Here is a 22,951-nt window from a genome sequence, read left to right as displayed (position 1 = left end):
ACGCAAGGCAATTCGTTGCCCCCATCATATGGCACCTCTCATGCGGGTCGAAACGTCCTCAGTTCGCGCTATTTCCAGCAGATGCGCGGGCGAACAGACGCAGCGCATGGCTGGCATCCTGCGCCACGGGCGGCATCACCGGATCATAGGCCGCACGGATGACCGCGCCGATCTCGGGGTGCAACAACATATGCCCCTTGGCCTGCGCCAAAACGGGGCGGCTCTTGAAGGCCTCATCCGACCACAGCAGCATGATCTGCGCCACCTGCCCCAAAGCCAGAGCCTCTGCGGGCAAGGATGACAAAGCCTTATCCATCCGCAAAAAAACAAAGGCCGCCTTGATCGCACCTGCCTCATCAAAGCGGAAAATCCGGTACTGGTTGGCATCGACCGATTTCAGCCGTGCCACCAACGGCACCAGATCGGGCACCAGTTGATCCAGATTGGGAACCTCCGGCAACTCGTCCCACTCGCGGAAGAAAAAGAATATCAAGTTGCTGCCAAGCTCGGGATCGGTCTCGGCCATCTGATGACCGGCCATAGCGCAAACCGCTTCCAGCGCGCCTTTGACCACCTGCAAGGTCTCATCCTCGACCCCGAAAACAACCGGAGCCAACGGGCGTCCCCAACGGGCAAAGACATAGTCTCCGCTGCTGCGGGTAAATAGCGCTTCGATCTCCTGCGGTGTCATGGCGGCCTCCGATCTGTTCCGGTCGCCCTCTTACCGCGCCGGAGCCTGCAAAGCCAACCCCGGCTTCTTTATTGCATAAATACTCAACGGCGCGACGCCCGCCAAAGGCACCGCGCCTTGAATACCGCGATCACCCTTTAGCAATCACCTCGGCAGCCGCAGCCACCGCGCCGCCCCCATGAGGAATAGAGAGGGCCTGCAATCCGGCTTCGATCACACCGATGGTCCCAAGCATCCCGTGGGCGTTCAGATGCCCCATATGCCCCACGCGAAAGAAGCCGTGGAATGCCGGATCACCAGGTTCAGCCATACCCAGACCGATCCCCAAGGTCACACCGGCATTTGCCGCAACCCAGTCACGCAAAGCCGTGCCGTGGGGGCTGCCAATCCGCAGGGCCGTCACCGCACGGCTGCGATGGGCGGGATTGTCGATATTCAACTCGAGCGGACCGCCAACGCCCCAAGCGTCACAAGCCGCCCACAAAGCACGGGCCAGCACATCGTGACGACGCCAGATCGCCTCCATGCCCTCTTCATTCATCATGTTCAGCGCCTCGCGCAGGGCGAACAGATGATGGGTCGGCGCGGTGCCGCCAAAGAACTGATAGAACATCTCGGGGAAGGCCCGCTCTTGCCAGTCCCAATACTTGGGGATCACGCCAAGCCGGTCCCGCGCCTCTTTCGCTTTCGGCGAAAAGAACACAAAGCCCATTCCGGGCGGGGTCATCAGACCTTTCTGGCTGGCGGTGATCGCCAGATCAACGCCCCATGCATCCATCTCGAACCGGTCGCACCCCATCGAGGCCACGCAATCCGCAAACAGCATCGCCGGATGATTCAGGTCATCCAGCAGCTTCCGCATCGCAGGCACATCATTCAGAACGGAACTGGCGGTGTCCACATGGGTCACCAGAACGGCCTTGATCTTGTGATCTTTGTCCGCCTCTAGTGAACGGGCCACAACCTCCAGATCCATCGGAGAGCGCTTGCCGAAGTCGATCAACTCGACCTCGATCCCCCGCGCCTTTGCGGTCTCGGCCCATCCGTGACCGAAACGGCCACAGGACGGCACCAGAACTTTTTCACCAGCGGCAATAGTGTTGGCAAGGGACGCATCCCAGACCCCGTGACCGTTGGCAATATACATCGCCACGTGATGTTCGGTCTGCGCCACCCGCTTCAGATCGGGGACCAGACCAAAGGTCAGTTCGACCAGCGCCCCCTCATAAATGTTCGGCGCCGGCTGATGCATCGCCTGCAAGACCCGATCGGGCATGATAGAGGGACCGGGGATGGCCAGATGGGAACGACCGTTGGCAAGACTCATGCGTAGCTCCGTAGTAACACGGGGGCGACCTTAACGGGGTGCGACGCGCCGTCAATCGGTAGGGCGCACTTGCTCTTTGACGGGCAAGACGGTACGGGCAGTGCACAAAAAATGGGATGACAGTATGCTGAAAGAAATCCGCAAATGGATTTTCCGCTTGGAAGTCCGCATGCGCCGCTCGTTCGGCGAGGATATCTCGACCCCCAAAGGGCGGATCGGCGCAGCCATCCACTTCCAACTGATGGACCATGCGATCCTGCGGTATCTGTGGACCAATGAGGCAGAAATCGCCCCCGGTGTCTTCCGCATGAACCAGCCCTATCCGGCCCGTATTCGCGCGCTAAAAAAGCGTGGGATCAACAACATCCTGAACCTGCGCGGACCCGATACCTTTGCCCATTACCTCTATGAAAAGAAGGTGACGGAAGAAGAAGGCATCACCCTGTGGGACCGCAAGCTTTACGCCCGCAAAGCCCCCAAGCCCGAACGTGTGGCCGCCGTTTTCGAGGCTTTTGACGAAATCCCCCGCCCCTTTGCATTGCACTGCAAGTCGGGCGCAGACCGCGCGGGGTTCGCCAGTGCACTATTCCTGATCGATCAGGAGAATGTTCCAGTGGCTGAGGCGAAAAAACAACTGTCCCTGCGGTTCGTTCACCAGCGCTATACCAAAACCGGTATTCTGGACCACATTCTGGACACCTACGAAAAGCGCCTGAACGAAAAAGGCCCGATCCCGATCCGAGACTGGTTCGCGACCGAATATGACCACAACGCGATGCAAAAAGAATTCGACGCAACACCGATGCTTCAACGCTAAGGTCTTTATCTGGCGCAGCTTTGCCCCTACCTCTGGGGCAAAGGAGCCTTCCATGACCGAGCACGCGCGTAAAATCTTTCGCATCACGGGGGCAGATGCCCGCCATTTCCTGCAAAACCTTGTCACGAATAACGTGGACGGGCTGGATAAAGGCGCGGTTTACACGGCGATCCTGACCCCGCAAGGAAAGTATCTGGCCGATTTCCTGTTGATCCCCGAAGGTGATGCGATCCTGCTGGATGTAGCCGAACCTCTGGCCGCTGCGCTGTTCCAACGCCTGAACATGTACAAGCTGCGCGCCGATGTTCAGATCACCGAGACCGATCTGCAAGTGCGCCGCGGCACGGGTGAGGCACCCGAAGGCGCCCTGACCGATCCCCGCCACCCTGCCCTTGGCTGGCGTCTTTATGGCGCTGAGGGCGGCGATGATGGCAGCGATTGGTATGCGATCCGCGTTGCGCATTGCATCCCCGAAACCGGCGTTGAGCTAACCCCCGACACCTTCATCCTTGAGGCAGGCTTTGAACGCCTGCACGGGGTGGATTTCCGCAAGGGCTGCTATGTGGGCCAAGAGGTCACCGCCCGCATGAAGCACAAGACCGAATTGCGCAAAGGCTTACTGACCGTCGATGTGGAAGGCGCGGCCCCCGCTGGCACCCAAATCCTGACCGAAGACGGCAAAACCGCAGGCACCCTGTTCACCCAAGCGGGCGGCAAAGCCATCGCCTATGTGCGCTTTGACAGGGCAAATGGGCCTCTCACGGCCGATAACGCGCGGGTTTCTGTGCCACAGGTTACAGGATAAGCTGCACTGCGGTTGTCCCTTCATCTCGTTTCTCTATAACGCGCGGCTAAGGACGTGGCCTGTTAGCGCCACCTTTCTGCCACCGTCCGCCCCTGCCCCGCCGCAGGGCCGGACCTGAAAAATGCGGACACGAGATGAATCTAGCTGCCTATCGCCAGCAATGGTTTGGCAACGTGCGCGCCGACCTTCTGTCGGGCCTTGTTGTCGCCCTTGCCCTGATCCCCGAAGCCATCGCTTTCTCGATCATCGCCGGTGTGGACCCCAAAGTGGGTCTTTACGCCTCGTTCTCGATCGCCTGTATCACCGCCATCGTTGGTGGTCGTCCGGGTATGATCAGCGCGGCCACCGCCGCGACAGCGGTTCTGATGGTCACATTGGTCCGAGACTACGGTCTTGAGTACCTGCTGGCCGCCACCGTGCTGGCCGGTGTGCTGCAGGTTCTAGCAGGTCTTGCGAAGCTAGGATATGTGATGCGCTTTGTGTCGCGCTCTGTGATGACCGGCTTTGTGAATGCGCTTGCGATCCTGATCTTCATGGCGCAGCTGCCCGAGCTAAACCCTGATGTGGTGCCGTGGCTGACCTTCCCGCTGGTGGCCGCAGGCCTAGGGATCATCTACCTCTTCCCCTACATCACCAAAGCGATCCCTTCGCCGCTGGTGAACATTCTGGTTCTGACCGCTGCCGCCGTGGCATTTGGCTGGGACGTACGCACCGTTTCGGACATGGGCGCCCTGCCCGACACCCTGCCGGTGTTCCTGCTGCCTGATGTCCCCCTGAACCTTGAGACCCTGAAGATCATCTTCCCCTACTCGGCCGCTGTCGCCGCTGTGGGCCTGCTGGAGTCCCTGATGACCCAGAACCTCGTAGATGACCTGACCGACACCACCTCTAGCCGCAATCAGGAATGCATCGGTCAGGGCGTGGCCAACTTTGCCACCGGCTTTATCGGCGGCATGGCGGGCTGTGCGATGATCGGCCAATCGATGATCAACGTGAAGTCGGGCGGCCGTGGCCGTCTGTCCACCTTCTTTGCAGGTGGCATGCTGCTGATCTTCTGCGTGGTGCTTGGGGACTGGGTCGGCCTGATCCCGATGCCCGCGCTGGTGGCGATCATGATCATGGTCTCGGTCGGCACCTTTAGCTGGTCGTCGCTGAAAGACCTGCGCAGCCATCCGAAGTCCTCGTCCGTTGTGATGGTCGCAACCGTCGTGATGGTTGTCTGGACCCACAACCTTGCCATCGGCGTGCTGACTGGTGTGCTGCTGTCGGGCATCTTCTTCGCGTGGAAGATCGCGCAGCTCTTCGCTGTGCGCTCGGAGCTAAGCGCAGATGGCCGCCACCGAACCTACCATGTGGAAGGCCAGTTGTTCTTTGCCTCGTCCGAGGACTTCATGAAGGCCTTCGACTTCCGCGAAGCGCTGGAGAAAGTCACCATCGACGTGAGCCAAGCGCACATCTGGGACATCAGCTCGGTTGCCTCGCTGGACATGGCTGTGCTCAAATTCCGCCGTGAGGGCGCAGAGGTCGAACTGATCGGCCTGAATGAAGCCTCGCAAACCATCGTCGACCGTCTGGCCCTGCACGACAAGCCTGGCGGTATGGACAAACTGATGGCCCATTAAGGAGCGGCAGAGATGACAAACACCATCCTCACCCTGATCGACGGCTCGGCCTATTCCGAGAGCCTCTGCCACTATGTGGGCTGGATCGCCAAGCGCACCGGCGCGGACGTAGAGCTGACACACGTGCTGGGACGCCGCGAAAGCAGCACCTCGCAGGACCTGTCGGGCTCGATCCGTTTGGGTGCCCGTAGCGCCCTGCTGGCCGAGCTGAGCGCCTTGGACGAACAACGCGCCAAGCTGGCCCAAGCCACGGGCCGTGCAGTGCTGGACGACGGCGCTGCGATCATCCAGCAGCACGGCGAGATCACCGTGAACGCCCGCCTGCGCACCGGCGACATCGTCGACACGGTATCAGAGCGCGAGGCCGGCGCCTCCATGCTGGCCATCGGCAAGCGCGGCGAGGCCGCCGATTTCGCCAAGCTGCATCTGGGCTCGAACCTTGAGCGGATCGTTCGTGCCACCTCAAAGCCCGTCTTTGTGGCCAACCGCGCATTCAAAGAGCCCAAGAAGGTGCTGATTGCCTATGACGGCGGCGTGTCGTCCATGAAGGCCATCGACATGGTCGCCCGCGATCCCCTGTTTGCAGAGCTGGACTGCACCATCGTGACCGTGGGCACCAGCAACGACGATCTGGAGCAGGACATGGCCAACGCCACCGCAACGCTGGCAGCAGGTGGCCACAAAGCGGAAACCAAGGTCGTCCAAGGCAGCCCCGAGAATGTGCTTGGCGAGATGACCGATCACGATGGCTATGATCTGCTGGTGATGGGGGCATATGGCCATTCCCGTATCCGCAGCATGATCATCGGCTCGACCACCACCGAAATGATCCGCAGCTGCAAGGTGCCGATTGTTCTGGTGAAGTAACGAAAAAGCCCCCACCGTTTCCGGTGGGGGCGTAAAAACTTTCGCAGAAAGTTTCTGAAACCTAAAATTCTTCGGCGAAGAATTTTATCGCGTCAGCGATCAGGCGCGTTCGACGTATTCGAAGGTTTCGGTGTTCACGATGATTTCTTCATCCTGACCAACGAAGGGGGGCACCATGACCTTCACGCCGCAATCCAGAATAGCGGGCTTGAAGCTGTTGGCAGCTGTCTGACCCTTAACAACCGGCTCGGTCTCGACGATCTTGCACTGCACCTTCTGGGGCAGGGTCGCGTTCAGAGCCTCGGCATCGTGGAATTCCACAACGATGGTCATACCATCCTGCAGGAAGGGGCGACGCTCGCCCAGCAGATCAGCGGGCAGTTCGATCTGGTCATAGGTTTCCGCGTCCATGAACACCAGCATACCGTCGGTCTCATAGAGGAACTGCTGGTCCTTCTGCTCCAGACGCACACGCTCCACTTTGTCGGCGCTGCGGAAGCGTTCGTTCAGCTTGGAACCGTTACGCAGGTTTTTCATTTCGACCTGAGCAAACGCGCCGCCTTTACCGGGCTTCACGTGGTCGACTTTGACGGCGCTCCACAGGCCACCGTTATGTTCCAGCACGTAGCCGGGACGGATTTCGTTTCCGTTGATCTTGGGCATAAGACACCTTGAAGAGCGGTTGAAGGATGGTTTGCGCGTTCCTATATCCGTCAGACAACAACAAGGCAAGTACGGGCAAAAGGCAGACGCGAGCGGAATACCAGACGACAAGCCATGCACTCAGCGCATAGGAGGCATTCCTAATAAGGGACCCCGAATCGTCGCAAATCCGTCATAAAGCGCGCCACGCCCTAAACACAAGATCGAAAACAATAAGGACGAAACATGAAAGATTTCGTTGACGGCACGGCCTACAGCAATGAACAGGGCAACCGTGCACGCAAACTTTTCGCCGCGGTTGTTTTGGCGGCTCTGGATGACGCGATCGCAGACGACAAGAAATACGGCAATGGCCCCGAGCAGATCGCTCGTTGGGCACGCAGCCGTGACGGTCGCGAAGTTCTGACCTGCGCCGGTATTGACCCCAGTGAACGGGTTGTCTCCGGTTTGATGGAGTTCGTCGCCAAAGGCGTTCGTACCTCTGTCGCACTCTCCCGCGAGGAAAGCGAGCGTCGCAACGCCGCTATGCTGGAACTCGACGCCGCCTGAGCACTCACCTCAGGACGACAAATTGAAAAGGGTGCGCTCTGGGGGGCGCACCCTTTTTCTATGCCTGCATCTGTTTGCAGCCGTGTCCCGAGAGCGGCCATGAAAAAGGGGGCCGCAGCCCCCCTACCCTAATCCAGTTATTCCAGCTCTTGCAGGGCCAGCGCCCTGTTGATCTCTCGGCGGATCAGCTTGCGGACATTGCGGGTGATCCGCTCGCCCAACTCGCCTTGCAGCTCTTCGCGAACCAAACGCGCAACCACTTCGCGCAGCGCATCTTCATTCAGTGCAGTCGCAATGGCCGCAGTCACCGGAGCCTCTATTGCCTCGTCATCAGGCCCGCCTTCCATCACTGCGTCCACGGTAAAGGCCTTACGGGCATCAAAGTTCGGGCGGGTCACCTTATCAACCACTTCGTCGGTCACGGCCTCTGCCACGCCTTCAGTGATCTCTGAGGCCATATCCTTGCGACGGCCTTCATGGACGCTCATTTCCTCATCAGGCGTAGATTCGGCCCAGGGCAAGGATTTCAAGACCGAGGTCTCAGCAAATGAGTCGCCCTCTTCCGCTTCCCAATCGGACGGATCCTGATCGACGGCCGCGGAAAGGTCGTGAATGGCTTGCTGCAGCGAGACCGTGTCATGCGCCTCGGAAGCCTCACTCTCTTCGGGCGCGTCCTCAGTCACGGCGTCCGACACAGCCTCGATCATAGCGGCCACATCTTCATCAGCGATGTCATCACCGGTAACTTCTTCGGCAGCGTCTTCTTCGTCAGCGTCTTCTTCGGCAAGGGCTTCAACGTCGACGTCAACTTCTTCGTCCGCTTCCACCTGCGTTTCAGGCGCGGCAAACGGGGTCTCAAGGACCAGCGCCTGTTCAGCCTCGGCCATCGCTGCCACGTCCGGCTCAACCTCGGTGAAGGGTGCCTCATCCACGTCCGCGATCTCTGCGGCTGCTTCTGTCTGCTCTGCCACCGCTTCGGGTTCAGAGATTCGCAGCGCAGGGGTCAAGACCAGTCGTTCGCCCTGATTGACGGGCGGGACTGGCGACGGTGCCTGCCCCTGAACCGAGGCCAAAGCGGCGTTCTCGGCCTTGCGCGCGTCTTCAGAAACAAGGCGGCGGATCGACGACAATACGTCTTCAATATCCAGATTTCTATTAGCTTCGGACATAGTGCCTCCGAATGAAAAACTGCGACCAGCCTAGCGGTTGGTCGCAGTCCACTCAACAGTTACGGAAGTATAACCTTACTTCTTTCCCGTCGCACCCAGAATCCGCTGCAGCTTATCGCCTTGGATGCTGATCGCCGGAGGTGCGTTTTTCACCAGGTTATACTGTCCCTCTACATCGTAGCGGGGCACGTTCAGGTTCAGGTAATCCGCATCCAGCAGGCCCATCGCCGACAGCAGCGCGTAAGCCTGAATATATTCCTGCGCATTGGCCGAGATTTTCACCGCGCGGGCATCTAGCAGATCCTGCTCGGCGTCCAGCACATCCAGCGTGGTCCGCGCCCCAAGCGAGGCCTCTTCGCGCACGCCTTGGAAGGCCACGGTGTTTGCACGGATCAACTCGTCCGCCGCTTCAGATGCAGCGCGGGCTTCGCGCAGAGCCGCAAAGGAGGTGCGAACCGACTGTTCGACAGTCAGCTGCGCCACGTGCAGACTGGCACGGCTGGCATCACGGTTGGCCTGTGCCCGACGCACGGTCGAGGCCAGCGCCCCACCGCGATAGATCGGGCCACTGACTTCAATCCCCAAAGAGCCGGTGGTCACATCGCGACCCTCGTCATAGGACGGGTTGTTTTCTGCCAGATAGCGCGACTTGGACGCCGAAGCGGTCAGATCAACCGAGGGCTTCATCGTAGCTTCGGCGATCTTGATGTTCAGTTCAGAGGCCGCAACGTTGTGCTGCGCCTCGATAATATCGGGGTGCTTACGCATCGCCACTTCCAGCGCCTCGGCGAGGTTGCTGGTGACCGAAGGAACTTTGCCCGGCTGGTTGATGCTGTTCGACAGCTCGCCGGTGACAGCGATGTAGAACGCCTGCGCGTCGGTCAGGTCGCCCTGTGCCGCAACCAGATCGCTGCGCGACGAGGCAACCTGCGCCTCGGCCAGAGCCACGTCAGTGCGGGTGATTTCGCCCACTTCGAAACGCTCGCGCGCGGCGCGCAGTTCTTCGGTCAGAACACGTAGGTTGTTTTCCTGAAGATTCACGATCTGCGCAGTCGCCTGCACCTGCATATAGGCGCTGACCGCGTTCAGCAGAACGGTTTGTTCGATGCCGCGCAGGGCCTCGCGGGTGGCAAGGACGCTCTCCTTGGCCGCTTCAACGCCCATACGGCCCGAACCGAAGTTGTAGATCGTCAGCGAGCCGGTCAACGCGATGGTCGCAGTGGTCTGGCTGACCGAGGTGTCCACAAGGCTGGAAGGACGACCGGCAACCACATAGGTGTCCTGCTGATCAATCGATGCACTGTAGGAAAGGATGGGACGCAAGGAAGCAACCGCCGAGGCTACATCTTCGTTGGCCGCATGAAGCAGCGCACGGTTCTGCGCCAGAAGGCCGCTGTTCAGATACGCTTTTGCCAAAGCATCCCCCAGCGTATCTGCAAATGCGCCGGTGGCAGTCACAGCACTAAAGGCCAGTGCTGCGACAGAACTCTTAAAAATATTCGATAATCCAGCCATCGTCTCTCCTGAGCCCCTGCATGGGGGCCGCTTTCTCACCCACCAAGCAGAACGCCCAATCAGAGCGCGAAGCTGGCTTCTTTCTTGAAGCCGGGCAGCACGGATGCACCGGCATTGAACGAATAGCGCCAATTCACGCGCCCATCGATTTTGTAGCCGATGCGCACGACACCCAGCGCATCTTCCTGGAAGAGGCAGCCGATTCGACCGCCCTCTTTCAGTTGATCCAACAGAGCAGCAGGCACTTCTTCAACCGCGCCCTCGATCACAATTACATCATAGGGGCCGTGTTTTGCAGCACCGGCGGTCAGTTCGCCTTCGATCACGGCGACGTTGTCGACGCCGTTCTGCGACAGGTTCGCCTCTGCTTCATTCGCAAATTCCGCGCTTTCAACAGCGATCACCGCTTCGCACAGATGGGCAATCACCGCGGCCGAGTAGCCATAGGCACAGCCCAGATCCAGAACCATTTCATTGGGCTGGATATCCAGCGCATCCAGCATTTTGCCCAGAGTACGGGCTTCCAGCACCACGCGACCACCAGATAGCTCGATGTTTTCGCCGACATAAGCGACTTCTTGCATCGACTCGGGCAGGTAGACTTCGCGAGGGATCGCCAGCAACGCCTCGATGACGTTGAACTTGGTGACATCGGAGGGGCGGACCTGAGTGTCCACCATCATAGTGCGGCGCGCGGCGAAATCAGTCATGACTAAACTCTTTCGTTCAGTGGGGTTGGTAGTGTCTTGCCACAGAAGAAAAGGCGCGGCAACGCTTCCTTGGCACTTTGCTGTCAGAAGAGGTCTTGCAGCCCCACACACGATAGGCTAATCAGCGCGAACCACACCACGGCGGCGAGTTGGCGGAGTGGTGACGCAGCGGATTGCAAATCCGTGTACACCGGTTCGATTCCGGTACTCGCCTCCACCTTTTACCCGAAATCGATGATGTCAGCGCCACCGCGAACCGGCGGCGCTGTTGTGTTGTTTCAGCCTTGCGGGAATAGCATTTTGGGATCGGTGTCCACGGGCAATGCGCGCATCCGCTCCAGCCATGCGCTCATGGTATCGGTCGGGGTCATCCCCGCCTCTTTCACCCATTGGGTATAGCCCCAGATCGCGCAATCCCCGACGCCCGGCTCTTCACCATGAAAAAATGGCGCATCCCCCAGCCAGCGGGCAAAGTTCCGGCTGTCCACCTCAAACCGGCGGGTCAGCCATTCGATCGCCCCGTCGGCGAACCCTTCTCCGTTGACGCGTTTGGCCTCTTTTAACTGAGGCAAACACATGCCGATCCGGTTGGCCTCCCACATCAGCAATTCGCGCATACGGGTCAGTCCGGCTTCGCTCTGACCACCCAGCACCTTATACTTGGAGGCAATCGCAAGCAGGATGGCACCCGACTGTACATGAGGTACACCGTCGATCATCAGCAGCGGCACTTCGGCCAGCGGGCTGGCGGCCAGAAAGTCGGCGGGACGGGTTTCCGGCGCGGCCCAGATATCCACATAAACAGTATCATGGGGCAACTTCGCCAGTCGCAACCCCAAGGCGACCTTGCAGGCGTGACCGGAATCGGGATGCCCATAAAGAGTCAGTTGGCTCAAATCAGTTCTCCTAGAAAGATGGGCAAAGCCTGCGTCTGCTCGGTGTGCTCTGTCAACAACCCCGACTTGCCCTTGAAATCGCCTGTCGCGATTGTTTCTAAATCTACATGTCACCCCTGCAATTTTGCACTTTTGAGATGGATTAATTGCAACAACCAACTGATCACTCCAGTTGAAAGGTCCATTTCACCCCGACGACAGCACGAATCGAATCCCGCAATCCAGCAAACAGGCACTCGCAAAGGCTCGGGTTCCCTATGGCCTCGGGGGTCCAGAACGCACAGCTAAAGCGAAAAGCTGCCCAAATAGGCTAATCGTGCACAGCGAATTCCCGCCACTTGTAACCCACAAATCACATGATGGTTACTGCAGTGCAGCACGTTTGCCCCCACGAAAACGTTTACTTGTTAGGCAAGCACACACTTTCCTTAAACTTCCATGCGCTCCTTGGGCCGAATCCCTCATTTCACCTGCATAATAAGGATGTTACAGCGACCTTTTTCCCGAATATCGCTCTTTTCCAATCCGGAAACCGCTGCTATCTGCCACTAAATTCATCTTCGCGCGCAAGGGAGCGGTTTCTGCCGTGCAGCGTGAGACACGGGGCTTGCCTGCAGCGAGGATGACGCAAAGATTAACGATGTCACATCGCCTGTGATTTACCGGAGTAGCACTTGCAAAATTCTAAGACAGCCCTTGCGGTTCCCAGCATGAATACCCGCCTTGACCGTCGCCATTTCCTGGCCGCGCTTGGCGCTTCTGTGGCCGTATCCGCATTGCTATCCAACCATCCGGCAGCCGCCGAAGAACCCGTCGGTACGCCCTTTAGTTTTGAAAAGCTCACCGAAGATATGCGCGTGGCTGCACAGCAGCCCGAACCCGCGCCCGAAACAATCGAGGGCTTTCTGACCGACCTGCACTACGACGACTATAACCGCATCCGCTTCAAACCCGGTCGGTCCCGTTGGCAGGACGACAGCGCCTTCCGTGTGCAGGCCTTCCATCTTGGGTGGCTGTTCAAACAACCTGTGCACGTAAACGAAGTGGTGAACGGCGAATCCCGTCCCATGGCGTTCTCGACCACGGACTTCGAATATTCCGGTGGACTGGCGGACAAAGTGCCTGCCAACGCGGAAATGCCCGGCGTTGCGGGCTTCCGTCTGGGCAACCAGTTGAACCGTGCCGATATCTTTGACGAGCTGATCGTCTTCCTTGGTGCCAGCTACTTCCGCGCGCTGGGTCAGGGCAACGGCTATGGCCTGTCGGCCCGTGGCCTTGCGGTGAACACCGGTCAAAGCCGCGCCGAAGAATTCCCGCGCTTCTCCGCCTTCTGGCTGGAGCGTCCCGCCCCCGGTGCCGCCAGCGCCACCGTTTACGCGGCTCTGGAAAGCAAATCGGTCACCGGCGCGTACCGTTTCATTATCACTCCCGGCAAGGAAACCATTGTCGAGGTCACCACACGCCTGTTCCTGCGCGACGACGTCGAGCAGCTTGGCATCGCGCCGTTGACATCAATGTACCTCTTTGCGGGCAACGACATGGGCGAATTCCATGACTACCGCTCGGCTGTGCATGACAGCGAAGCGCTGGTGATGAACACCCGCGGCGGCGAGACCTTCTATCGTCCGCTGAACAACCCGCCCCGTCTGGCCAGCAGCTATTTCGGTGCCGAGAACCCCAAATCCTTTGGTCTGGTTCAGCGCAACCGCGATTTTGACCACTATCTGGACGCGCAAGCCCACTACGAAAAGCGTCCCTCGCTGGTCGTAGAGCCCATTGGCGATTGGGGCAAAGGCACCGTGCGCCTTGTGGAAATCCCGTCGGATCTGGAAACCAACGACAACATCGTTGCCTTCTGGATCCCCGAGAAAAGCGCCACCGCCGGTGATGCGATCGAACTGTCCTACCGCCTGCGCTGGGGCATGACGCCCGAAGGCGACGGCAGCACCGACCGTGCCCGCATCCTGCGCACCCGTCTGGGCGCTGGCGGCGTTTCGGGCGTCGAAGGCACCAATGGCCGTCAGAAATTCGTGATCGACTTCCGCGGCGGCCTGCTGTCGGAACTTCCCGACGATGCAGACGTTGAAGCAATGGTCACCGCCACCCGTGGCGAGATCGCGGAAACTGTCCTTAGCAAGATCAGCGGCACCGACATGTGGCGCCTTGTGATCGAGGTGAAGGGCGAAACGGGCTCGGTGATCGAGCTGAAGGCAAATGTCGAAGGGTACGATCGCGTACTGACCGAGACATGGTTGTATCAATGGATGGTCGAGTAATGTTGGATTCTCTCGGAACTCAGGCAATGACTGATTTTGACCCCCGAACCGAAGCCACCTGGGCGCCCCCTGTGGCTCCGATGGACATGCCTATGCAGATTCTCGAGGCAGCCCCGCGCGTGCGCGAGCTGCCCGCCTTCCTGCGTTTCCTGATGCCCCGTGAGTGGGCCTGACCCTAGACCATGAAAACCCTGCCCCGTGCCTCGATTGGCACTTATGCTCTTCGTATCCTGTGTATTTCTTTCGCTCTTGCTGCGGCTTTCGGTGCATCCGGGCTTATGGTGGATGCGACCATTCAGGACGGGGTGGATTTCTGGGACATCGTCCGTGCGGCACTGATCCTGATCACGACCGCATGGTTGTCTTGGGGCGCGGCGCAGGCCTTGTTGGGTCTGACACCGCGCCTTTCGGCCCCCAAACGGCCCGCCCTGCCAACACCCCATAGCCCGACTGTCGTCTTGGTCCCGATCTGTAACGAAGATCCGGTCACGACCTTCGCCCGCATTGCGGCGATGGATGCCTCGATCCGTGCAGCGGGTGTGACAGCGGACATCGCGATCCTCTCTGATACGCGCAACGAAGAGAACGCCGCGCTAGAACGCGCCACTTACCTGCGTCTTCTGAAAGAGACCAACGGCAAGGGCCGCATCTTTTACCGCCGCCGTTCGGACAACCGTGGCCGCAAGGCTGGCAACATCGAAGAGTTCTTCCGCACCTCTGGCGGCGCCTATGAGTTCGCCGTCATTCTGGACGCCGACAGTCTGATGGAAGGCAGCACCATCCGCACCATGATCGCGCGGATGGAGGCTGACAAAGACATCGGCCTGCTGCAAACCCTGCCCCGCATCATTCAGGGCCAGTCCTTCTTTGGACGAGCGATGCAATTTGCCGCCAGCTTTCACAGCCCCGTCTTCAGCCGCGGCCTTGCCCGCATGCAGGGCTCGACCGGTCCGTTCTGGGGGCACAACGCAATTGTCCGCGTCCGCGCCTTCACCGAAAGCTGCGGCCTGCCCGAACTGTCCGGCCCGCCCCCTTTTGGCGGCCATATCCTGAGCCATGACTACGTCGAGGCTGCCCTGCTGGCCCGCGCTGGCTGGAAGGTCGAAGTAGATGAGACCATCGACGGCAGCTTTGAAGAAGGCCCCGAGAATATTCTGGCCTACGCCCGCCGTGACCGCCGCTGGTGTCAGGGCAACCTGCAACACAGCCGCCTGCTCATGGCCCCCGGCATGCCCGGCTGGAGCCGCTTTGTCTTTGTGCAGGGCATCTTCTCTTATCTGGTCTCGCTGGTTTGGGCGGCCTTTCTGGTCACCTCTTTTGTGGCGACCGTGATGGCCCCTCTGCCCAACTACTTCCCCGAGCCCTACCAGCTGTTCCCCGTCTTCCCCGACGACCGGACCAAAGAGATTACCGCGCTGGCGCTTGGCATCGTTGGCCTGCTGATCTTCCCGAAATTCGCCATTCTGGCCGAGGCCGCATATGTTGGCCGCGCACAGGGTTTTGGTGGTGTGAAACGGGCCTTCTTTTCGGTTCTGACCGAGATCTTGCTGTCCTCGCTGCTGGCACCGATCATGCTGATGTACCAGACCCGCGCGGTGCTACAGGTGCTGTCGGGCCGCGATGGAGGCTGGCCCGCGAACCAACGGGGTGATGGCCGTCTGACACTGGCGCAAGGCTTTGCTGCTAGCGCTTGGATCATGGCGACTGGCGGCGCGACCCTATCGCTGGTGCTCTATGTGGCCCCCGATCTGGTGATGTGGCTGCTGCCTGTGTGCGTTCCGATGCTGCTAGCGCCCTTGCTGATCACCTTCAGCTCTTGGCCCCTGACCCACAGCGTCTTTACCATCCCCGAAGAGGCCGAGCCCGCCCCCGTCGCCGCTGCCTATGCGCGCGTACTGGATCGCTGGCTGTCCCAACCCGCCCAGACCGGCGCTCAGCCGCAGGGCTCTGACGAGACCGCAAAACATGCCGCAGCCTGATCCCAAGCTGGTGCCCTTTCCCAACACTGGCGGAAGTGTACAGACAAAGTCCGTCCGTGATCCCCGTCTGGATGCGCTGCGCGGTCTGGCGCTGGTGATGATCTTTATCAACCACGTGCCCGGCAACCCGTTCGAAGGGTTCACCAACCGCAACTTCGGTTTCTCTGACGCGGCCGAGGGCTTTTTCGTCCTTTCCGGAACCGCTGCCGGTCTGGCCTATTCCTCGCGCCTGACGAACAAGTCTGTTGCCTCCGGCGGCCTCTGGGCCGGTGTGCGCCCCATGTGGGCGCGGGCGTGGACGCTTTATCTAGTGCAATTGTTCCTGACCGCTTGGGCGATCGCGATCTTTGCCCTTGGCGCAAGCTACTTCGGCCTGCCCCAACTGCTGACCCAGATTAACCTCAAGCAGGTTTTCCTGAACACAGGCGAAGCACTTGCAGGCATTCCAATGCTTGGTCACCAACTTGGCTATGTGAACATCCTGCCCGCCTATACGACCCTGCTGCTGGTCGGCCCTCTGATGATCTATGGTGCCCTGCGCCGCCCCGCGCTGGTCATGCTGGCCTCGGTCGCGGTGTGGTTCGTGGCTGGCGTCTTCCGGCTGAACTTTCCGAACTTCCCCAATCCAGGCGGTTGGTTCTTCAACCCGTTCGCTTGGCAGTTGATCTTTACCGTAGGCCTGCTGATCGGCGTGAAAATGCGTCAAGGCGAACGCTTGGTGCCCAAGTCCAAACCCCTGCTCTATCTAACCGCAGGCTATCTGGTGTTTGTGCTGCTATGGATGAAGATCCCGCCCCTTGCGTCCCTTTTGAACAATGGGCTGGCCTATCTGGGCCGCAACGGCGTGCCGTTCCACATTATCTCGCATGACAAGACCTTCGTGGCCCTGCCCCGCCTGCTGCACGTGATGGCCCTGGTCTATGTGCTGTCCTATTTCGAAGGCGTCACCCGCGCCGCTGGCAGCGCTATTGCCGGCCCGTTCCGCATGATGGGCCGTCAGGGTCTGCTGGTGTTTTCGGGTGGCACCCTGCTGTCGCTGGCGTTCCAAGTGCTGATGGCAGGCGTTGATCACCCTGCCCTGCCGTGGCTGCTGCCCGCCGCAGGAATCGCGATGATGATCACCATCGCCTATCTGGCCGAAGCATCGTCCAAAAAGCGGGTGCACAGCATTGTCGTGACCGAGGCCGATCCCGCAGCGAATCCGGCAAATCCGGACCTGCCCAAACGAAGCCAAGGCCTCTAATCGACTGCCCCCACCCCATACCTTGGTGTGTAAGGTTATCGAATTGCAGACCCCGCAGGCCGGATGTCCACCTCAATTTTTCCGTGAATTTCTGCGAAAACGATCCCGTCCTGACGCCCCAAAGCGCAGGACGGTTTTGTTTCGGAGCGGGTTCACACATGATCAATTGCTTCGCCTTTGACCCGATCGGCCCGCAAAGTAGTCTGGCCTTTCTGGTCGCTCTTGGCGTCTTCATCGTTGCACTAACCGTAATCCGGAAAAACTTTTTCGGGCGGCTCTATTTCATCATCGGCTTCGTTGCGATCGAAGGCTGGCTGGCGCTGGTGTTGCTGGAACTGCTGACCTCCGACCCGATGTGCAAAATGACTTGGGCCGAGACCGCCTACTTCTTCATTGCCCTGCTTCCGACCACATGGGCGTTTTTCCTTTACGACTACTCGCGGTCACGCAACGCGCCCATCGGGCTTTTGCGCCTTCTGGCTTTGCTGGTTGCGCCCGCGATCATCATGGCAATGGCGGTCACTAACGAATTCCATCACCACTTTTATCTGGCCGAAAGCCATGAGTTCAAAGTCGGCGAGACGACCCTTGTGGAATACCACCACGGCCCGCTGTTTTACGTGGCCTCAGCATATCTCTATGCCTTCATGACCGCCGGCTTTGTGATTGCCCTGATGGGATGGGCAAAATGCCATGAGGCCTATCGGGGCTTTTTCACGGCCCTTGTGCTGATCACATTGCTGCCATCGGCGGGAAACATCGCCTATGTGGCCTTTGGCGTGACGTTCCTCGGATTTGACCCGACACCGTTCCTCTTTGCCGCCGTGATGATCATTCTGGCGCTGATGATCGTGTCGAACCGCGTGTTCGATGTGACCACGGTGGCCAAGCACTACGTCTTTCACAACTCGGAACGGCCCAAGCTAGTGGTCGACACCCAGTGCAATATCTCGGTCAGCAACAGCGCTTTTCATGAACTGGCGCGGGCGGCCGGACGACAGGGCATTACCAACCTGCGCGAATGGCCGGAACTGCGCGAAGCCATTCAAGGGCGCCACGAACCCGGCAGCCATTTCAAGATCGCTGACCGCTATTTCCAGATCACCGCCATCCGGATCGACAAGCCTATCGCCAACGATGACGCCCCTCTTGGCAACGCCGTCATCCTACACGATGTCACACCTTTGAAAGAGGCCAACACCGCCTTTGAACGGGCGCTGGAGCGGGCCGAAGAGGTCAACCGCCTCAAATCCCAGTTCCTTGCCAACATGAGCCACGAAATCCGCACACCCCTAAACGGTGTGCTGGGGATGGCCGAGGTCCTGTCCCATGAACTGACCTCGCGCGAGCATCGCAAGATGGTGGAGGTGATCCGTTCGTCCGGTGACGTTCTGTTGAACATCCTGAACGACATTCTGGACCTGTCCAAGATCGAGGCAGGCAAGATGGAGATCCAGCCAGAGCCCTTCTCGCCCGCGGAAATCGTCCGCCGTGCCTGCACCCTGCATCAGATTGCGGCCGAGGCGAAGAACGTCTCCCTGCATGTCCGCATTCCTCAAGAAGCCGGCCCGATGCGGATCGGCGATCCCATGCGGATCATGCAGGTGCTGAACAACCTGCTCAGCAATGCGACCAAGTTTACCGAAGAGGGCTCGATCAACGTGTCGCTCAGCAACATCTCGGGCAAGGCGATGCAGATCGAGGTTTCGGACACCGGCATCGGCATGAGCCGCGAACAGACCGAGCGTATGTTCGAGGATTTCGAGCAGGCCGATGGGGCGATCACCCGCCGCTATGGCGGCACCGGTCTGGGGATGGCCATTGTGCGCCGCCTGATCGACATGATGGCAGGCCGAATTGATGTCAGCAGCCGCAAAGGCATCGGCACCCGCATCACCCTCTTGCTGCCCCTAGAAGAGTGCGAGCAGACTCACATCAGCGACGACACCTTTCGTGCCAGTGCCGAACGGGCCTGCCGCAACAAGACGGTTCACAGCCCCGCCCCGCCTGCGCTGAAGCCCTCAAACAGCTCAATCAAGGGTCTGCGCATTCTGGCCGCCGATGACAACGCCACCAACCGTCTGGTTCTGGGTAGCCTCTTGAAACGCGCAGGTGCAGAAACGGTGCTGGTCGCAAATGGCCGTGAGGCTGTCGAGCGGTTCCCCGAACAGCGCTGGGACGTTGTCCTGCTGGACATCAACATGCCTGAGATGGACGGCGTGCAAGCTCTGCAAGCCATCAACACCATGTCTGGCAAGACAGGCCGTCCGCGCCCACCGGTCATTGCGATCTCGGCCAATGTTCTGGAGAAGCAAATCACCCAGTACAAAGCCGCAGGCTTTGACGGACATGTGGGCAAACCCTTCAAGGGGGCCGATGTACAGAACTGCATCTCGGACACGCTGGCCGCCTACTATCAGCGCCGCCTTACGGTGCTACCTCATCCATAACAGGCAGGCGCAGGGTAAAGATCGTGCCCTGCCCTTCAACGCTTTCTACATGAATACTGCCACCAACACGGCGCACCAGATCACGGGTGATCGATAGCCCCAGCCCGGTCCCTTCGCTTTTCTTGGTGGTGAAGAAGGGCTCAAAGATTTGCTTTTGCACATCGCCCGACATGCCCTTGCCGGTATCGCGCACCTCAAGCACCACCAGGGGGCGCGCCCATCCTTCATCCATGTAGCTGCGCAGATACAGATGGCCGCCATCCGGCATCGCCTGCGCGGCGTTCACCATGAGGTTCACCACCACCTGCTGCAACTCGGTCTCGTTCATCGCGACCTCGCCGCCCGCCTGTAGGTCCAACACAACCTCAACGCCCGCGCGGGCCATCACATGTTGGACCAGCGGCAAGGTCGCACGGACCACCGCATCCGGCACAAGCCCGTGTTCGGGGGCATCGAATTCTTCCGGCCGCGTGAATTTCAGCAGCTTGGTCACCAAAAGGCTGATCGCCTGTATCTGCTCTTGGATCAGGCTGAACTCGGTCGCGAAGGGCTTGGCGTTCGGGCCAAGTTCGTCAGAGATCACATCCAGATTTCCCTGAATGACCGCCAACGGATTGTTGATCTCATGAGCGACACCTGCAGTCAGTTCCCCCACGGCGGCCAGCTTTTCCGACAGGATCAACTGGCGCGAGGTGATCTCTAGCTGGCGGTTCGCCTCTTGCAGGTCTTGGGTGCGGGCATCGACGCGTTTCTCCAGTTCTTCGTTCAGGGTGCGCAGACGCTGGTCCCGTTCCTGAATCTGGTCCAGCAAGCTGTCCAGATGGGCCGCAAGACGCGAGATTTCATCGTCCCGACCGCCGATCCCCGACCGCGCGCCCAGATTGCCGCTTTCCACGCGGGCAATGGTACGGTTCATCCGTTCCAGCGGTTTGAAAATACCCCGCGCAAAGCGCAGCAGAACCGGCACAGAGACAAGAATCACCACCAGAAAGCTGGCCCAGATGATCATATGGGTGCGCTGTTCGGCCTTGCGGAAAGGCTCTTCCAGAAACCCTACATAGAGCATCCCGATGCGCCGACCAAAACTGTCCGTGATCGGCTCATAGGCCGAGATGTACCAGTCGTTCACCACAAAGGCGCGGGCGGTCCAGACGCTGCCACCATCCAGCACTTTGTCGCGCACCTCTTCCGACACGCGGGTGCCGATGGCGCGCACCCCCTCAAAGAGGCGCACGTTGGTGCTGACCCGCACGTCATCCAGAAACAGGGTCGCCGTGCCAAGGCCGCCGCCGGTCAGGCTGCCCTCGGGGTAGACCAGATCGTTGATCTCATCGATGAAACCAAGGTTGCGGTTCAACAGCAGCCCGCCCACCACGGCCCCACCGGGCGCAGGCGCTGCCGCGTGAACCACCATGCCTCGGGTCTCTTCGGTGCGGGTTGAGGGCGCAGCCCCTTGGGTCGGGATCAGTTCCACCGCCGCACGGGACGCCATCGCAGGCGACAGCGCCAGCATATCACGTTGGTTCATTACATCGATCGCCGCCCGCATTTGCCCGTTCAGCGCCGCATTCACCACCGGCCAATTCCGCTGATCGGGTAGCGCCATGTACGAGCCCCCCTGAACCACATTCCCGTATGGCGTCACGTAGTACAGAAAGTCGAACCCCAACCGGATGCGCTGCCCTTCCAGATAGTTGGACAGCACGGCGGTATCGTTCATCAACTTGCGAAACTCGGCCGAGCGCGCCAGCGCTGAAATTGCCGCACTGCGCCGCTCGGTCAGCCCGTTCAGGTGTTGGCGAGCGACGGTCAGTTCATTGCTGACTTTGGCGGTCAGTACCTGATTCAGCTGCTCTTTCCAGTTGGTCACCGTGGTCGCCAGAAACAGCGGCAACAGGATCAGGATCGGCAAAAGCGCGATGATCAGCAGGCGCAGGCGAACCGTGTTGCGCGGATTGACCGGAGTACGCGGTGCCTCAGACATTCCACATGCTGCACTTGCGGTCGATGGTCTTGCGGCTGACACCCAGACGGCGGGCCGCCTCGGCACGGTTGCCGCCACACGCCTCCAGCACCGTCAGAATGTGCCGCCGTTCCACCGCGTGCAGGCTTTCCACCGGCTCATTATCCTCACCATCAGGCAGGCCCGCAAATTCCGGCGGGAACTCTCCAAGGATCAGGGACCGTTCGATCAGGTTCTTCAATTCACGCACGTTGCCGGTCCAGTCATAGCGGGCAAGGCTCAGAAGGACCTGCTCGGTCAGGGCCAAAGGCTCGACCCCCAACTGGCGCGAGAATTTACCCATGAACAATTCTGCCAATTCAGGAATATCCCCCACACGGTCGCGCAAGCGGGGCATGTGAATATTGACCACATTGATCCGGTGATAAAGGTCCTGCCGGAAGGTGCCCGCCGACATAGCAGCGCCAAGATCGGCGTTGGTGGCAAAGACAAAGCGCAGGTTCAGGGGCATCTCACGCTCTGACCCTTCGGGGCGAAGACGGCCATCCTCGATCACGCGCAGCAGTTCAGCCTGCATGGGCAGGGGCAGTTCGGCCACCTCATCCAGAAACAGCGTGCCACCCGAGGCATGAACCAACAGCCCGTCCTGCGAGGCATCCCCGAACAAATCCTTCGACAGTCGCGCAGGTGAAACGCTGGCGCAGTTGATCGGCACAAAAGGCGCATTGGCGCGGTCCGACATGGCGTGCAATGTGCGGGCCGCGATCTCTTTACCGGTGCCGCTGGCGCCGGTGAACATCACAGGGGTCGGCATGGGCGCAACCCGTTCCAGCGTCTTGCGAACGCTTTCGATCCCCGGCGAGGTGCCGATCAAACGCCCGCGGGCCGCCAGACTGTCTGCCTGCAATTCGTACTTCAGCAAGAAATTCTCGCGCCGCAGGTACTTTTGCACCATGCAGCGGTTCACCGCGTTCAGGATCTGGTTGGACCGGAAGGGCTTAAGTACAAAGTCCGAGGCCCCCACCCGCATCGCATGGATCGCCGTTTCCAGATCCGCATAGGCGGTCATCAGGATCGCCTCGGCGAAAAGGCCCACGCGGCGCTGTTCCTCTAGCCAGTCCAGACCGGATTGGCCGGGCATCACATTGTCCAGCAGAACCAGATCAAAGTGGTGGGCATCCAGCAGCTGGCTGGCCTCTTCGGCGCTGGCGGCAGCCATCACCTTTTTACAGCGCGGCTCAAGGGTCCGCGTCAGGTAATTTCGCATCCCCGGTTCGTCATCGACCACAAGGATCGAGACATGCCGGATCGCCCGGTCGATATGATGCTGAGAGGCCCCGCTGGCGGGGCCCTGCTGCGCATTTGAGTCAGCCATAGTCATCGCGTTTGCTTTCACCCCTAAGCGGGCG

Annotated in this window: 19 protein-coding genes and 1 tRNA gene; 11 read left to right on the top strand and 9 right to left on the bottom strand. The window is 59.9% G+C overall.

What is annotated here, in order from left to right:
• Positions 1-58: 58 nt before the first annotated feature.
• Together CLV74_RS07495 and CLV74_RS07490 are read right to left on the bottom strand one after the other, a co-directional pair.
• Positions 59-691, bottom strand: coding sequence for a hypothetical protein (locus tag CLV74_RS07495; protein ID WP_106263618.1), 633 nt, complete (start codon positions 689-691; stop codon positions 59-61).
• Positions 692-821: 130 nt separating this feature from the next.
• A complete protein-coding gene (locus CLV74_RS07490) occupies positions 822-2,018 on the bottom strand; it encodes a pyridoxal-phosphate-dependent aminotransferase family protein (protein ID WP_106263617.1) in 1,197 nt (398 codons plus the stop codon).
• Between the two features lie 124 nt (positions 2,019-2,142).
• On the opposite strand from CLV74_RS07490, the gene CLV74_RS07485 reads away from it, so the two are divergent.
• From CLV74_RS07485 to CLV74_RS07470, 4 genes are all read left to right on the top strand, one after another.
• Positions 2,143-2,835 carry a tyrosine-protein phosphatase gene (locus CLV74_RS07485; protein WP_106263836.1) on the top strand — a complete coding sequence of 231 codons (693 nt, stop codon included), beginning with the start codon at positions 2,143-2,145 and terminating at the stop codon, positions 2,833-2,835.
• Between the two features lie 52 nt (positions 2,836-2,887).
• The gene (gene ygfZ / locus CLV74_RS07480) at positions 2,888-3,640 is read left to right on the top strand and encodes a CAF17-like 4Fe-4S cluster assembly/insertion protein YgfZ (RefSeq protein ID WP_106263616.1); all 753 of its coding nucleotides are present in this window, start codon (positions 2,888-2,890) and stop codon (positions 3,638-3,640) included.
• A gap of 134 nt (positions 3,641-3,774) precedes the next feature.
• Complete coding sequence (locus CLV74_RS07475) at positions 3,775-5,262, top strand: SulP family inorganic anion transporter (RefSeq protein ID WP_106263615.1); 1,488 nt, start codon at positions 3,775-3,777, stop codon at positions 5,260-5,262.
• A 12-nt stretch (positions 5,263-5,274) separates the two neighbouring features.
• Entirely contained in the window at positions 5,275-6,129 is an 855-nt protein-coding gene (locus CLV74_RS07470; protein ID WP_106263614.1) for a universal stress protein, read from the top strand.
• 99 nt (positions 6,130-6,228) lie between these two features.
• On the opposite strand, the gene efp is transcribed toward CLV74_RS07470, so the two are convergent.
• The gene (efp, locus tag CLV74_RS07465; protein ID WP_106263613.1) at positions 6,229-6,792 is read right to left on the bottom strand and encodes an elongation factor P; all 564 of its coding nucleotides are present in this window, start codon (positions 6,790-6,792) and stop codon (positions 6,229-6,231) included.
• A gap of 225 nt (positions 6,793-7,017) precedes the next feature.
• On the opposite strand from efp, the gene CLV74_RS07460 reads away from it, so the two are divergent.
• Positions 7,018-7,341, top strand: coding sequence for a DUF6280 family protein (locus CLV74_RS07460; RefSeq protein ID WP_106263612.1), 324 nt, complete (start codon positions 7,018-7,020; stop codon positions 7,339-7,341).
• A gap of 137 nt (positions 7,342-7,478) precedes the next feature.
• Here CLV74_RS07460 and CLV74_RS07455 read toward each other — a convergent pair whose 3' ends face one another.
• From CLV74_RS07455 to CLV74_RS07445, 3 genes are all read right to left on the bottom strand, one after another.
• Positions 7,479-8,510: a hypothetical protein gene (locus CLV74_RS07455; protein WP_146134915.1), complete on the bottom strand. Its 1,032-nt coding sequence runs from the start codon at positions 8,508-8,510 to the stop codon at positions 7,479-7,481.
• Positions 8,511-8,585: 75 nt separating this feature from the next.
• Positions 8,586-10,025 carry a TolC family outer membrane protein gene (locus CLV74_RS07450; RefSeq protein ID WP_106263610.1) on the bottom strand — a complete coding sequence of 480 codons (1,440 nt, stop codon included), beginning with the start codon at positions 10,023-10,025 and terminating at the stop codon, positions 8,586-8,588.
• A 59-nt stretch (positions 10,026-10,084) separates the two neighbouring features.
• Positions 10,085-10,735, bottom strand: coding sequence for a protein-L-isoaspartate O-methyltransferase family protein (locus CLV74_RS07445; RefSeq protein WP_106263609.1), 651 nt, complete (start codon positions 10,733-10,735; stop codon positions 10,085-10,087).
• Positions 10,736-10,878: 143 nt separating this feature from the next.
• On the opposite strand from CLV74_RS07445, the gene CLV74_RS07440 reads away from it, so the two are divergent.
• Positions 10,879-10,952, top strand: a tRNA-Cys gene (locus CLV74_RS07440).
• Positions 10,953-11,013: 61 nt separating this feature from the next.
• Here the strand turns inward: CLV74_RS07440 and CLV74_RS07435 are convergent.
• Positions 11,014-11,631, bottom strand: coding sequence for a glutathione S-transferase family protein (locus CLV74_RS07435; RefSeq protein ID WP_106263608.1), 618 nt, complete (start codon positions 11,629-11,631; stop codon positions 11,014-11,016).
• A 710-nt stretch (positions 11,632-12,341) separates the two neighbouring features.
• On the opposite strand from CLV74_RS07435, the gene CLV74_RS07430 reads away from it, so the two are divergent.
• The 5 genes from CLV74_RS07430 (at position 12,342) to CLV74_RS07415 (ending at position 19,579) form a co-directional block, all read left to right on the top strand.
• Complete coding sequence (locus CLV74_RS07430) at positions 12,342-13,907, top strand: OpgD/OpgG family glucan biosynthesis protein (RefSeq protein WP_106263607.1); 1,566 nt, start codon at positions 12,342-12,344, stop codon at positions 13,905-13,907.
• A 26-nt stretch (positions 13,908-13,933) separates the two neighbouring features.
• Entirely contained in the window at positions 13,934-14,080 is a 147-nt protein-coding gene (locus tag CLV74_RS22765; protein WP_170108002.1) for a hypothetical protein, read from the top strand.
• Positions 14,081-14,089: 9 nt separating this feature from the next.
• Positions 14,090-15,886, top strand: a complete 1,797-nt coding sequence (mdoH, locus tag CLV74_RS07425) for a glucans biosynthesis glucosyltransferase MdoH (protein WP_106263606.1) — start codon at positions 14,090-14,092, stop codon at positions 15,884-15,886.
• Positions 15,873-17,129, top strand: a complete 1,257-nt coding sequence (locus CLV74_RS07420; protein ID WP_170108001.1) for an OpgC family protein — start codon at positions 15,873-15,875, stop codon at positions 17,127-17,129. The genes mdoH and CLV74_RS07420 overlap by 14 nt, the downstream gene beginning before the upstream one ends.
• Positions 17,130-17,287: 158 nt before the next feature.
• Positions 17,288-19,579 carry a histidine kinase N-terminal 7TM domain-containing protein gene (locus CLV74_RS07415; protein ID WP_106263604.1) on the top strand — a complete coding sequence of 764 codons (2,292 nt, stop codon included), beginning with the start codon at positions 17,288-17,290 and terminating at the stop codon, positions 19,577-19,579.
• Here the strand turns inward: CLV74_RS07415 and CLV74_RS07410 are convergent.
• Together CLV74_RS07410 and CLV74_RS07405 are read right to left on the bottom strand one after the other, a co-directional pair.
• Positions 19,557-21,563 (bottom strand): sensor histidine kinase, encoded by a 2,007-nt coding sequence (locus CLV74_RS07410; protein ID WP_106263603.1) that lies wholly within the window; start codon positions 21,561-21,563, stop codon positions 19,557-19,559. The genes CLV74_RS07415 and CLV74_RS07410 overlap by 23 nt on opposite strands.
• The gene (locus CLV74_RS07405) at positions 21,556-22,917 is read right to left on the bottom strand and encodes a sigma-54-dependent transcriptional regulator (RefSeq protein WP_245888485.1); all 1,362 of its coding nucleotides are present in this window, start codon (positions 22,915-22,917) and stop codon (positions 21,556-21,558) included. The genes CLV74_RS07410 and CLV74_RS07405 overlap by 8 nt, the downstream gene beginning before the upstream one ends.
• Positions 22,918-22,951 lie beyond the last annotated feature (34 nt).

The sequence above is a fragment of the Donghicola tyrosinivorans genome (assembly GCF_003003355.1).
In the GTDB taxonomy this organism is placed as follows: Bacteria; Pseudomonadota; Alphaproteobacteria; order Rhodobacterales; family Rhodobacteraceae; genus Donghicola; species Donghicola tyrosinivorans.
This window is presented reverse-complemented; position numbering and strand designations above follow the sequence as displayed.

Bases quoted from the DNA above. Each gene is read 5' to 3' on its own strand.
- mdoH (WP_106263606.1), top strand. From the start codon at position 14,090: ATGAAAACCCTGCCCCGTGCCTCGATTGGCACTTATGCTCTTCGTATC.
- CLV74_RS07445 (WP_106263609.1), bottom strand. From the start codon at position 10,735: ATGACTGATTTCGCCGCGCGCCGCACTATGATGGTGGACACTCAGGTC.
- efp (WP_106263613.1), bottom strand. From the start codon at position 6,792: ATGCCCAAGATCAACGGAAACGAAATCCGTCCCGGCTACGTGCTGGAA.
- CLV74_RS07460 (WP_106263612.1), top strand. From the start codon at position 7,018: ATGAAAGATTTCGTTGACGGCACGGCCTACAGCAATGAACAGGGCAAC.
- CLV74_RS07450 (WP_106263610.1), bottom strand. From the start codon at position 10,025: ATGGCTGGATTATCGAATATTTTTAAGAGTTCTGTCGCAGCACTGGCC.
- CLV74_RS07420 (WP_170108001.1), top strand. From the start codon at position 15,873: ATGCCGCAGCCTGATCCCAAGCTGGTGCCCTTTCCCAACACTGGCGGA.
- CLV74_RS07415 (WP_106263604.1), top strand. From the start codon at position 17,288: ATGATCAATTGCTTCGCCTTTGACCCGATCGGCCCGCAAAGTAGTCTG.
- CLV74_RS07455 (WP_146134915.1), bottom strand. From the start codon at position 8,510: ATGTCCGAAGCTAATAGAAATCTGGATATTGAAGACGTATTGTCGTCG.
- CLV74_RS07475 (WP_106263615.1), top strand. From the start codon at position 3,775: ATGAATCTAGCTGCCTATCGCCAGCAATGGTTTGGCAACGTGCGCGCC.
- CLV74_RS07495 (WP_106263618.1), bottom strand. From the start codon at position 691: ATGACACCGCAGGAGATCGAAGCGCTATTTACCCGCAGCAGCGGAGAC.
- CLV74_RS07410 (WP_106263603.1), bottom strand. From the start codon at position 21,563: ATGTCTGAGGCACCGCGTACTCCGGTCAATCCGCGCAACACGGTTCGC.
- CLV74_RS07485 (WP_106263836.1), top strand. From the start codon at position 2,143: ATGCTGAAAGAAATCCGCAAATGGATTTTCCGCTTGGAAGTCCGCATG.
- CLV74_RS07405 (WP_245888485.1), bottom strand. From the start codon at position 22,917: ATGGCTGACTCAAATGCGCAGCAGGGCCCCGCCAGCGGGGCCTCTCAG.
- ygfZ (WP_106263616.1), top strand. From the start codon at position 2,888: ATGACCGAGCACGCGCGTAAAATCTTTCGCATCACGGGGGCAGATGCC.
- CLV74_RS07470 (WP_106263614.1), top strand. From the start codon at position 5,275: ATGACAAACACCATCCTCACCCTGATCGACGGCTCGGCCTATTCCGAG.
- CLV74_RS07490 (WP_106263617.1), bottom strand. From the start codon at position 2,018: ATGAGTCTTGCCAACGGTCGTTCCCATCTGGCCATCCCCGGTCCCTCT.
- CLV74_RS07430 (WP_106263607.1), top strand. From the start codon at position 12,342: ATGAATACCCGCCTTGACCGTCGCCATTTCCTGGCCGCGCTTGGCGCT.
- CLV74_RS22765 (WP_170108002.1), top strand. From the start codon at position 13,934: ATGACTGATTTTGACCCCCGAACCGAAGCCACCTGGGCGCCCCCTGTG.